Annotated in this window: 8 protein-coding genes and 3 pseudogenes; 6 read left to right on the top strand and 5 right to left on the bottom strand. The window is 40.5% G+C overall.

Annotation, left to right across the window (positions count from 1 at the left end; genetic code table 11):
- Positions 1 to 807: 807 nt before the first annotated feature.
- Positions 808 to 1,140 carry a YnfA family protein gene (locus VCASEI_RS14315; RefSeq protein WP_089110617.1) on the bottom strand — a complete coding sequence of 111 codons (333 nt, stop codon included), beginning with the start codon at positions 1,138 to 1,140 and terminating at the stop codon, positions 808 to 810.
- A 41-nt stretch (positions 1,141 to 1,181) separates the two neighbouring features.
- On the opposite strand from VCASEI_RS14315, the pseudogene VCASEI_RS14310 reads away from it, so the two are divergent.
- Both VCASEI_RS14310 and VCASEI_RS14305 read left to right on the top strand, forming a co-directional pair.
- Positions 1,182 to 1,388 (top strand): annotated as a pseudogene (locus VCASEI_RS14310) (IS66 family transposase); the annotation flags it as partial.
- Between the two features lie 83 nt (positions 1,389 to 1,471).
- Positions 1,472 to 1,621 (top strand): annotated as a pseudogene (locus tag VCASEI_RS14305) (IS110 family transposase); the annotation flags it as partial.
- 175 nt (positions 1,622 to 1,796) lie between these two features.
- On the opposite strand, the gene VCASEI_RS14300 reads toward VCASEI_RS14305, so the two are convergent.
- The gene (locus tag VCASEI_RS14300; protein WP_086960289.1) at positions 1,797 to 3,059 is read right to left on the bottom strand and encodes a mechanosensitive ion channel family protein; all 1,263 of its coding nucleotides are present in this window, start codon (positions 3,057 to 3,059) and stop codon (positions 1,797 to 1,799) included.
- Between the two features lie 596 nt (positions 3,060 to 3,655).
- Here VCASEI_RS14300 and VCASEI_RS14295 point away from each other — a divergent pair.
- Positions 3,656 to 3,901, top strand: a complete 246-nt coding sequence (locus tag VCASEI_RS14295) for a type II toxin-antitoxin system CcdA family antitoxin (protein WP_086960288.1) — start codon at positions 3,656 to 3,658, stop codon at positions 3,899 to 3,901.
- Positions 3,901 to 4,218 carry a CcdB family protein gene (locus VCASEI_RS14290; protein WP_086960287.1) on the top strand — a complete coding sequence of 106 codons (318 nt, stop codon included), beginning with the start codon at positions 3,901 to 3,903 and terminating at the stop codon, positions 4,216 to 4,218. The genes VCASEI_RS14295 and VCASEI_RS14290 overlap by 1 nt, the downstream gene beginning before the upstream one ends.
- 70 nt (positions 4,219 to 4,288) lie before the next feature.
- Here VCASEI_RS14290 and VCASEI_RS14285 read toward each other — a convergent pair.
- Both VCASEI_RS14285 and VCASEI_RS14280 read right to left on the bottom strand, forming a co-directional pair.
- Positions 4,289 to 5,823 (bottom strand): IS3 family transposase gene (locus tag VCASEI_RS14285; protein ID WP_374700991.1). Its coding sequence is split into 2 segments (ribosomal slippage): positions 4,289 to 5,370 and positions 5,370 to 5,823, totalling 1,536 coding nucleotides; the frame shifts between segments, so codons are not numbered across the junction.
- 84 nt (positions 5,824 to 5,907) lie between these two features.
- Positions 5,908 to 7,578, bottom strand: a complete 1,671-nt coding sequence (locus tag VCASEI_RS14280) for a cation:proton antiporter (RefSeq protein ID WP_226983475.1) — start codon at positions 7,576 to 7,578, stop codon at positions 5,908 to 5,910.
- Between the two features lie 179 nt (positions 7,579 to 7,757).
- Between VCASEI_RS14280 and tnpC the strand changes: the two are divergent.
- A pseudogene (gene tnpC, locus VCASEI_RS14275) lies at positions 7,758 to 9,187 on the top strand (IS66 family transposase).
- Between the two features lie 69 nt (positions 9,188 to 9,256).
- Positions 9,257 to 10,309 (top strand): NAD(P)-dependent alcohol dehydrogenase, encoded by a 1,053-nt coding sequence (locus VCASEI_RS14270; protein ID WP_086959745.1) that lies wholly within the window; start codon positions 9,257 to 9,259, stop codon positions 10,307 to 10,309.
- A gap of 773 nt (positions 10,310 to 11,082) precedes the next feature.
- On the opposite strand, the gene VCASEI_RS14265 is transcribed toward VCASEI_RS14270, so the two are convergent.
- Complete coding sequence (locus VCASEI_RS14265; protein ID WP_089111080.1) at positions 11,083 to 12,042, bottom strand: NAD(P)H-dependent flavin oxidoreductase; 960 nt, start codon at positions 12,040 to 12,042, stop codon at positions 11,083 to 11,085.
- Between the last annotated feature and the right edge of the window lie 28 nt (positions 12,043 to 12,070).

Here is a 12,070-nt window from a genome sequence, read left to right as displayed (position 1 = left end):
TTTGGATTGTCTGCAAACGTTCCCAAAATGATTCGTAAGCGCATTTCGGCTTATACTTTTGATGTATAAGCTCTATATCGAAGAAGAAATAGAAATCAGTCGTGTTGATTACTTCACTTTTGTATCTGAGTGGATGATAGATCGATAATTTCGGGAACGTTACCGAAAATGCATAATTCTGATAACTTTGTCACAAGTGAAATTGATTAATGGGCGAAAAATAGTGTATCGCGCACATTGAAGCCTTTTCGAAGGTTTGAGAAGGGAGTTGCGCTCGGACAAAATAAACAACTTCTGACACATACTTTTCAGTATCAAAGACCGGTGCACTGTGACCAACACTTTTTCAACAAAAAGTTGATTCTCTACACCGTACTTGTCTAATAATTGCTTGAGTAACTCACTTTGCTCTAGTGGTACTGGTTTATCTAAATCGCCATGAAGCATGATAAACGGTAGCGAATTTTCAGTGATGTAATATAGGCTTCAAGTTCGCGAACAGACTAAGCTCTTAAGCTACATTTGCTTGCTGCATTTGTATAGCACTAATTAGACGTCCAACAGCCGGTTTTACCCTAGCATGACGCTGCCTCTATAAGTGCGTTATTTCAAGGGGGAATTCGGATAACTTTTAGTCGGGCAAGTTCATATTAACAAGGTATAAATAAGTATTTACTCTGAATGACTTCGGGGCAATTTCGAGTTACGCCCCCCTTCAGCAAGGTTCTGGACAAAAATTATTTAGCTAATAACATTAAATCGTTCGTATCAGATTAGACAAAGTATATGAAAACCATTAACTGCTAGTTATGTGCTGCGTGGAGCGAACATTATTATTGCCATACCAATAAGTGCGATACCAGAACCAACAATATCCCACATCGTTGGACGAATACCATCGACTGCCCATAACCATAGAATAGCCATAAAAATATAAACGCCACCATAGGCAGCATAAACTCTACCTGCTGCTGTTGGATGCAACGACAACAGCCAAGCAAATGCTGCAAGACTAAGAGCTGCAGGTATTAGCAACCAAGCAGATTTACCCTCGCGTAACCAAAGATATGGTAAATAACAACCAATAATTTCAGCCAAAGCAGTAATTACAAAAAGTCCTATAATTTTTATTTCCGACAAAAGATGTTTCCTCAAAGTTACAACTAATTTTAAAACATATATTGCGTTGGTGCTGGCTAGTGGCAAGCGAGGATTTAGTCTATGAAAAAATCCTTTACTCTCGTTCAATGCATTCAGCAAAAACGGTACTGGACTCAGACTATTGTGGCATTGTGGTCAGTGACCAATATAGCGGTTACAACTGGCTTTCTCCGGACAGACACCAACTCTGTTGGGCGCATGTCATTCGCAATCTACAACAAATTGCGGCTTTGATGTGATGGACGCACCTCCCTTCTAGCGTCGTTGTACCAAACTAATAGTACAACCATTAAGAGCAGGAGTAACAAGTATGTCTATTAAAGTTGTCGGTATTGATATAGCGAAAAATCTCTTCCAAGTGTGTGTTCTGGGTACAAATGGACAAATTTTATCAAACAGAAAGGTAAAGCGAGATAAGCTTCTCGATACTGTCCGCCAACTACCAGAGCAAACTGCTATTGAATCAGTCATTGCATCCTGAGGTGCGTCCATATATGTTGCGTAATTCAGACGAGAAACCTAACAGCCTAAAGTTGATCGGGGCTGTAGAGCGTGGTGACTTGATACTATTTATCTGGAAAGCTAATCGGCGTAGAAGCCCCGCCATGACTGGAGCTTCTAACTTTTTCAGCCTATCATTTGGTTACATGTACTTTATTAACTTCTGACAAGCGGTGGAAGTCGTTACCAGTTGGGGCCTGAGATACTCTTAGCTTGAATTCTGGCATTGCAGCATACAAATGGTCAAAAATGTCCGATTGAATACGTTCATAATCACCCCATACAGTGGTGGTGGTAAAGCAATAGATCTCCATCGGGATACCATCACGCGTTGGTGCTAGCTGTCGAACCATCAGGGTCATGCTGTTATTTATGTCTTGATGCGCACGTAAATAATGCTCCAAATAAACACGGAAACTACCCAAATTAGTCAGTCTACGGCCATTGATAGAGCTAATGTTATTTATATGGTGTTCCTCATTGTAGAGCGTAATCTCCTCTACCTTACTTTTGATATACGTCTCTAGAAAATGCACTTTAGTTAGTTCAGACACCTCAACTTCATTGAGGAAATGAACACTGGTTGCATCTATCATCACACTACGTTTAATGCGTCTGCCCCCTGCCTCTGTCATCCCTTTCCAGTTTTTGAATGAATCTGAAATCAGAGCGTAAGTTGGGACTGTGGTGATGGTTTTATCCCAGTTTTGTACTTTAACTGTAGTGAGGTTGATTTCAATGACATCACCGTCTGCGCCATGTTTCGGCATTTCGAGCCAATCACCCACACTGAGCATTTTGTTGGCTGATAACTGAACCCCTGCGACTAAACCAAGAATGGGGTCTCTAAATACCAACATTACTACGGCAGTCATAGCACCTAAGCCACTTAGCAATATGATTGGTGATTTCCCAATTAAAATGGAGGTAGATAGAAGAGCCGCAATGACAAAGATAATGATTTTGATGCTCTGAATGATGCCTCTAGTAGGCATGTTACGCCCAGTCTGAGTACGTTCAAGTAGTACATCGAGAATATTCAGCAATGAAAATATCGATAACAAGGCATAAAGTACTATCCATAGTGAGACGATTGTCAGCAATATTTCCCGAAGTTCGCTTTCTTGTGAGAGCCATAAATTGGCCTGAAAACCAACCACTACCCCTTGAATAAGCAAAGCGATTTGGCTGAATAAATTACTACTGAACAGCGCATTGCGCCAAATAGCCCGAGATTTATTGGCGCTACTCTTTAACCGCACTAAGAAAACACGGTGAAACATGAGATGAATGACAATAGCAATCAATAGAATAAGGCCAAGTGCCTCTGCAACTTGAATCAAGTCCGATAAGTGGATGTTGTATTGGCCGAGCCAACCTTCAAAGGATTTTAACATTGAAATCTCAACTTTAAATTATTGATAATGGCAACATATGTTATTTACAACTGTGCAATTGGTACATGTCAAAACTTATGTGTACGAGACTTATATTGTTAATGCTCTCTTCTTTAGGTACACGGTATTAGTTTACATAACCTGCAACTGTAATTGACTGTAAAGTGTCAACTTGAATAAGTGACAGATGGACTCTTGAACACAGATGATGTGACAGACCCAGTGTTCACATCTAACTACTAAATGAATATCTATTCATGAAGATGAGCTAGATAGAGGTAAAGTTGAGTGGTGGCATAGATATCTACTCGATCAAATGAAAAGATGAACCGCCAATCGTTCTGCTAGCACCTGAAGCGATTAACCCCACTAACTCAGACAATATTCTAAATATACAATTGACAACATTCCCAACTAAAATTCAGTATCAGGAAATCACCTCGTTAATGATTGTTCTCACTTAACTCGGTGTCCAAACCCATCACTTGAAGTTTAGCACATGTTTGACAACCGGGGAATCCATGTAGCCGTGTTTGTTATACCCCTTACTTATGCCTATAATGTATACGCACTTTAAATACGCATAGGTTGTTATCATGAGAAACGCATACAGTACTCAGGCACCGAAAAAATCTGCAAACCTGAGCCTAAACAGTGAACTACTCGCTGAAGCCAAGCGCCTAAACATAAACCTTTCTGCGACAATGGAAAAAGCTCTTGAAAAAGAAGTAAACCAACGCCTTAAAGATGAATGGTTAGAACAAAATGCAGAAGCAATCAGCGCTTGCAATGAACTAACTGAAAATCACGGTCTATTTTCCGATTCTTACCGAGTTTTCTAATGTCGCAGTTTTCACTACACCAAAATAACGATAAAAGAACTGCCACCGCTTACCCATACTTTGTTGATGTTCAAAGTGAAATGCTTGATACGCTGAATACGCGATTAGTGATTCCCTTAACTCCAGTTGAAATGTTAGATAAGAAAGCTCCAGCTCATCTATGTCCGGTGATCCATATTGATGAAGGTGACTTCGTAATCCTTACCCACCAAATGGCGAGCATTCCTACTAAGATCTTACGTGATCCAGTAAATGAACTGAGCACTTTTAGAAACGAGATCATTGCTGCTATCGACTTTCTGATTACTGGCATATAGCCGCGTTAAGTTGCAGAGATGGTCTCCCCCCCGGCGTTTTTCAAGGTAGTTGTCACTACTTGCTTAATTATCAAGCAGCTTCTTTTTCTGGGTTCAGATGAACTTCTCCGATCGGCTCACAGTTCCTGATTTTCCCTGACCAGCGTTCTGGTCTTTTCTGGCGATGTTCCATCAACACCTTTGCTCGACGTTCCAAGATTTGCTTGTCTTTTCCACTATGGCGCTCTGATGGTGTGACAAAGTTTAAGCGACTATGTTTGTGTTCGGTGTTATACCAGACAACGAATTCAGCTACCCAAGCTCGACATACGTCTAGATCAATAAAACCTTTTGATGGCCAATTCGGCACATATTTCAATGTGCGGAATAAGGATTCCACATACGGATTGTCATCGCTGACTCGTGGGCGACTGTAGGACGAGATAATGCCCTGTTCTTCCATCTTAGCTTTGAACGTCAATGATTTCATTGGAGCGCCATTATCGGAATGCAGAACCAGAGACTGATTGAAGCATTGCTCTCGCATCAAGGTTCGTTGCAGTAACTGAGCTGCCAACTCTCCGCACTCTCGGTCATAGACGTCATACCCAACGATTTTTCGGTTATAAATATCTTCGATCATGTACAGATAATAATGCTGACCACGAACCCCTGACGGCATGTACGTAATATCCCAAGTGAAAACCTGATTCGGCCCTGTAGCGGTGTAACTTGTTGGTCTCGATGATTTTTTCCGACTACGTTGGCGACCTCGATGGTTGAGTTGACCTTCTGCTTTCAAAACCCGATAAAAACTCGATTCTGATGCGATATATTCACCTTTATCCAGCAAGGTTGGGACGATTTGACTCGGTGGTAAACTCGCGTATTCAGGTGCGTTACTGACTTCAACGATCAACTGCCTTTCTTGCTTCGAGAGCTTGTTTACTGGCTCTGGTCGTGTCGCTATCGGCCTTTGATCTTCCTGTATTTCACCGCTCTGATACCAGCGACGGTAAGTCCGTAAATCGATCTCAGCTTCATGACAGGCATTCTCTAAGCGACAGCCGTTTTGACGAGCCTCATGGATGAGTGCAACCAAACTTTGCCTTTCATCGGTTGAGGTTAATCGTCCTCGGGTTCTTCCCCGTAAAAGGCTCTGAGCTTTTTTCTCAGCACCAGAAGAGCAGTGGTTTCTGCCAGCGCTTTTTCTTTGTAACGGAGTTCTTTCTTCAACTCTTTTATTTCATGTTTGTCCGCTTTTGCCCGTTTCTTGGCTTCCGCTTCTCGTTCTTTTTGAGTCATGAAACCGTGCATACATTCGCTGCGCCACTCTTTGATCTGCTCATGGCAAAGCCCCTTTTCACGACAATACTGACTTAACTCATGCTCTGTCATGGAAAAGGTTTCAGCAACTACAGCTAACTTAGTTTGGGCTGACCACTGCTCGGAGGAAGTATTACTATCTGGCACAACGGCTCCTGACTGTCTTAATGCGTTACGCCAATTGTACAGGGTTGCTTCACTGATGCCTTCTTCTTTTGCTACTTCCGCCACTGAACGAGAGTATGGAGGTAATAGCTTTTTCAATATTGCTTCTTTTCTTTCCTGCGGATAACGAGACATGACTTACTCTGTTACCGCCCCTAACTGGTTAAATTTTAACAGTGACAACTATCCTGCCAGAGGGGGCTTTTCATAACTTTCACCTCAACACCCATTATTTTTGATTGATTTCTCTATCTTGATTGAAGCCTGCTGTGCAGCATCTTTAAAAGGCTCTAACACTAAATGGACGCCTAGTTTCTCAAGTAGTAGAGTATCAGCACTATTGTGGGAAACAATGGATACACTACCATGATAAGAGCATGCCCTTAACAACTGAACTATTGTTTTACGAGAATCTTCATAAGACAAGCCAGTATGATGATTTGGTATGGTTGAAATAACCCACTTCAAGCCTTGCAAAGGTAACTCTGCCAAAAACTCGGCATCAGCTACATCTCCATAGAGACAATCCAACCCTTCACTATTCAATTTTTTTACTACACTAGGATTAAAATCAACACCTAAAACAGATATTCCTTTATTCCTCAACTGTCTGGATAAAGCTGTTCCAAAACGGCCTAGACCTAGAATAATAACATCGTATTTTAACTGATTATGCTTTTCTGACAGATTCTCTCGCTTAGGTTCCTTTTTCTCAAATATATATAAGTATGGTTCAAGTATTTTATATAAACTATGAGAATAGGTTATCATATATGTGGAAAGTGCAATGGTAATGATACCAACCAAGGTAACAACACCCAAGATTTCATTTTTCACATGACCTAAAGTGATCCCCATTGCTATAAAAATTAGTGAAAACTCACTAATTTGAGCAACAGTAAGCCCAGCTAAAAAACCTGTTCTCTTTTTATAGCCCATTAATCCCATTATGATAATGACAATAAATGGATTACCAATTAGTACAAATAGAGATAAAATTATCGACTCATATACATTACTTCCTAACTGAGATAAATCTAATGTTGATCCCAGAGAAATAAAGAAAAACAACAATAAAAAATCCCTTAAAGGAGCTAGTCTTGCTGCTATGCTCTCTCGATAAGGAGTAGAAGCTAAAGCAATGCCAGCAAGTAATCCCCCCACTTCTTTTCCTAAACCTATTAATTCACCAATGCTTGCAAATAAAGCTGCAAATGCAATTGAGAATATCAGTAATAACTCAGGGGCGTTTGCAAGTTTTTGAGTTAAAGGTGTGGCAATGAAACGTACAAAAATAGCAACAAAAAGAACTAATCCAATACATGCTAGAATAACTTGAGCTATAGATTTCGATTCTTCTCCATTCTCACTACCAATACCTATCGTAGCTAAAATGACCATTGAAAGAACAACAACTATATCTTGTACAATGAGGAAACCTAATGCTATTTGGCCATGTAAAGCATCTATTTCTTTTTTATCAGATAATAATTTTACTATTATAATCGTCGATGAAAAAGTTAATGCTACAGCAATATATAGGCTAGAAATGCTATCAAAACCTAATGCGAGACCGAGAAGATACCCCCCCAAAGATGTGAATATAACTTGACCTAATCCAGTAAATATGGATACTAAACCGATGGAGCGAATCAGTTTTATATCCAACTTAATCCCAACGAGAAACAATAATGTTGCGATTCCTAACTCAGATAAAAAATCAATTTTTTCTTTAGAGTGAACTATATCTAGTGCTGATGGTCCAGCTATTAAACCAACGACAATAAAGCTCACAATTAAAGGCTGTTTAAAAAGCAACCCTAAGAAGCCTATGCCCGCAGCTAAAATTAATAAAAAAGCCACTTCAATAAATGAAGAGTATGATAGCATCTCATTCAAAGACTTACTCCTTTTTATTTAACAATTCAAAGTTAAGCCTAGAGTAGCACAATTCACGTTTTCTAGGGTAACTATTCACCCAGGAGCTATTGACAGCAAATTTATGTGACTGAGTTAACTTGATCCCACATTCAACTTGAGTGATCTTTTTGTGGTGGCAATCTGGAGGTATGAATAAGAAAACATTACCTCCACCGCCAGATTTCGATTCGCCTGAAGAGGCGAAAGACATCATCCACTTTTTATGGAATAAGCTGGCAGAGCTTGAAGACCGACTAAATCAAAATAGTCGAAACTCTTCTGTGCCATCATCTCAACAACCCCTGCATAATAAAGCTAAGAATACTTCGCCAAATCGGAAGAAATCTGGAAAAAAGCAAGGAGCTCAACCAGGTCATAAAGGCCATCGCCGACTGCTTCATCCTATTGAAGAGAGCGCCTCGGTTGAGCAATATTTACCGAATAAGATATGCCACTGCGGTGGGTGTGTTATTCCAAATCGAAAACCTTATAAACGACACCAAATCTTTGACTTGCCAGATATCTCATACACGCTTGTTGAACATCAAATTTTTAAAGGCGAGTGCTCAAGTGCTCATGGTGTGGTGATAAGCATCAAGCGGAGCTTCCAGAGTCTGTGCCCGATGTTCAAATGGGGTCAAATCTACATAGCTTTATCGCAATCCAGGCGACGCAGCACCACCAAAGCATAGGTAAAATACAATCTATGTTGAAAGACGTCTTCCAGCTTAACTTCTCAACAGGTGCAATATCAGCGGCGCAAGGACGAGTCACTGAATACTTAGCCGATACTCATACTCAAATTCATGAAACAGTCAAAGCATCTAAACTGATTATGGCTGATGAGACTTCGCATCAGCGCAATAATGATAAACGCTGGATGTGGGCCGCACTCAGCAATGACGTAGCCTTTTTCTAAATTAACAGTGGAAGAAACCAACATGCTGCCAAACGACTACTTGGTGAAGCGGTTTCACACCTTTTAGTGACTGACCAATATTCTGCCTACAAATATATCGACGAATCTAAGCGCCAATTATGCTGGGCTCACATATTAAGGAACGTCATCGCTATCGAGGAAAGCGTTTGTCCTGAAAACCAAAAAATCGGAGAAAAACTCGCTTTAATCGCTCATAGCGTATTCAGGTGTCATCACCGATATATCGAAGAAAAAATTACCGAAAGCCAATATTACCGCCGACTCAGGCGATTACGAAAGAGCTGGCTTCATTGGCTCAAATTGGGTAGTTATCAATGCTCAAAACGATATCGAGGTAGATGTCGAAACCTCATCGCTGATGATGCCATGGTCTGGCGGTTTATGGACGACTCCGAGTGCCCGTTAACAAACAACGCAGCGGAGCGAGTTCTCCGTAATTACATACTGATGAGGAAGTGTTGTTACGTGACTCGCTCATATCGAGGCGACCAGTTCCGCGAACGAATGTTCTCGCTGATAGAAACAGCCAAACTTCAGCAGGTCTCTGCTTATAAATGGCTGCGTGAAATCGTCGAACATCACATGTTGAGAGTTGATTATCAGGCGCCAGTATTTTTTAGCGTAAACCGTCGTCAATAGCTCGTGGGTGAATAGTTACTCTTAATCTACAATAAACTCAATCTTGTTAATAAAACAAAAGGCTATCGAATGAAAACGATCGGATATTGTGCTCACGACCAAAACTCCCCACTTGTTCCTTTTACTTTTGAACGTCGTGCTCTGCGCAGCAATGATGTTGCGATGGAAATTTTATACAGTGGCGTATGCCACAGTGATTTACATACTGCACGTAATGATTGGGGCTGGACAACCTATCCTAATATTCCAGGTCATGAAATTGTCGGTCGCGTGATTGAAGTTGGCTCGGATGTGAGCAAATATAAAATCGGAGATCACGTCGCAGTTGGCTGTATGGTGGATAGCTGTCAAGAGTGTGAACCTTGTCATCATCATGAAGAACAATTTTGTGAAAATGGCATGACTCAAACCTACAATAGCCCAGATCGCCAAACTGGTGACATTACTTTTGGTGGCTTTTCAAAGCATTTAATTGTACGTGAAGAGTTTGTACTGAATGTGCCACAAACGTTGGATTTATCTCGTGTAGCACCTCTACTTTGTGCCGGTATAACAACCTATTCTCCATTGAAAACATGGAACGTGACTAAAGGCAGCCGCGTGGGTGTGATCGGAATGGGCGGTTTAGGTCACATGGCGGTTAAACTCGCGGCAGGTATGGGCGCGGAAGTTACGGTCATTAGCCGTTCAGAAAATAAGAAAGCCGATGCAATGGAACTTGGCGCGGATCACTTCTTAATTTCAGAAAACAGCGATCAAATGGCGGAAAAAGCGAGTTATTTTGATTTGATCATTGATACGGTGCCAGTAAAGCATGATCTCAATCCTTATACTCCACTATTGAAAATTGATGGCACTTTAGTCTTAGTTGGACAAATTGGCCCTGTAGCAGAGCCATTAACAACGCCATTAATTATGGGCCGCCGCCGCATTGCCGGCTCTTTGATTGGTGGAATTAAAGAAACTCAAGAAATGCTTGATTTTTGTGCTGAGCACAATATTTTACCTGAGTGTGAAATGATCCGTATGGATGAGATTAACCACGCCTTTGAACGTATGGAACGTTCTGATGTTCATTATCGTTTTGTGATTGATATGGCGACATTAGAAGCTGAAGCTTAATATCAGCCCTATTGATATAAACAACATGGATAGATGAAAACCAACCATCACAATCAGTATGGTTGGTTATTTCTTTTTAAAACCTTAGCGCGTCGGTAACCAGATTAAAGGCCGGTAACGATAACTGTCGATTGGGGTAATAGCGACTTCCTCCATGGGATAAAAAAGAATCGTTCAATCGGGTCAAGGATTTTTTTAATACACATTAACTAATTCAATATTGGATTCTATATAAAACGGCTTCCTCAAACATTAAAGGGAGCCTTTTTTATTAAAACTATAGCCCCTATTGGGGGAAATTATGAGTTAGTTATGGAGCAATGATTTTCCGCTAGATTAGCGCTGGACAAGAACGATTTAGTGAATTGCACCAAGCCGCCAGTCTCAGATGAGATAAAGTATTTTAAAACCTTAGATGCTTGTACAGCATACATTCTTTATAGAATTGGTATAACGAATATCACTCAGGCAAACCTTATCGGCGACTTATAATCATTCGGGCATATCCAATAAAAGGCAGCTTATTCTTAACTTGATAAGCTGCCTTTTCATATTAAAAAAGGAACATCTAAAAATGGCAGTGGGCGATTAAACATTCCTCCCTTAACAAAGGGAAAACTACTAAGTGTGATTTATTTTTATTGCTTAATTTTTACCAAGATTACCTGCCATAAGAGCACTACAATGTTGTCGTAATCTTTCAACAATTTCATCTAACTTCATTTTGGACAGGTATGCATATAAATATGGTTTAATTTCAAACTCCGATGTAATCAGGCAAAGTCTTGCATCAATTCTTCAACAATATCAGCCACTGGCCGGATAGATTTAATCATAGAAATGCCAGTTCCGGTTGATACAATCCCTTTATTAAAATTACCTAAACGCATACCTTGCCAGAGAGTTTTGTATCCATTCATTGCATCGAACATAGTTTCTCTATCAGTATCTTGAGCCTCTAATTCTGCCAATTTTGGACTGAGGTCTGTTGGCAATGTGCGATAATAGGCAGGCAATGTACGGAACAGCATTAAGTCTTCAGCAGTAGAGTTAACAATCAATTGCTTCACTTTTTCATTTGCCGGATTTTCATTCGACGTTAAAAATAAGCTGCCGATCGATACACCTTCCGCGCCCAGTGCTATTGATGCTCTCACACCGCGTACATCACCAATTCCACCCGTTGCCAATACAGGTATACCCACACTATCGGCGATCATTGGCACAATACTAAACGTTCCGATAACACTCGTTGGTACAGTACCGCCTTCATCAAAACCTGTTGCAATAATAATATCGGCACCTAAACGCTCAGCTTCCCTCGAATTCTCTATGGTCGGGGTTAAAGCACGATAAATCGTTTTAATGTTGTGCGTTTGAAAAAATTCGAAAATTTCCTTATCAAGAAGGACATTGATTAATACGACTTCTATACCTTCTTCAACAAACATCTCAGCTGTAGGACGCCAAAAGCTCATGTCTGGTCCATTAATCAAAGTGGCTCCAAATGGCTTATCGGTAAGATTTTTGGTTTTTCGAATTTCTTGTCTCATTCGCTCAAGTGCTACAAAGCGAGAATCTGGCAATGTTTCTTGTCCTGAATGTGGACCAATAATACCAAGCCCTCCTGCATTGGAAACTGCAGCAACAAACTCCGCATTAGTCAGAAAATACATTGGTGCTTGAATCAGTGGATATTTAATATTCAGAATTTCGGTAATTCGAGTTGTCATATTCATCATCTTTTTAATTTGGAAGGTA

The organism is Vibrio casei, assembly GCF_002218025.2.
Lineage (GTDB): Bacteria > Pseudomonadota > Gammaproteobacteria > Enterobacterales > Vibrionaceae > Vibrio > Vibrio casei.
Note: the sequence above shows the minus strand (reverse complement) of the source record. Positions and strands in the feature narration are given on the sequence as shown.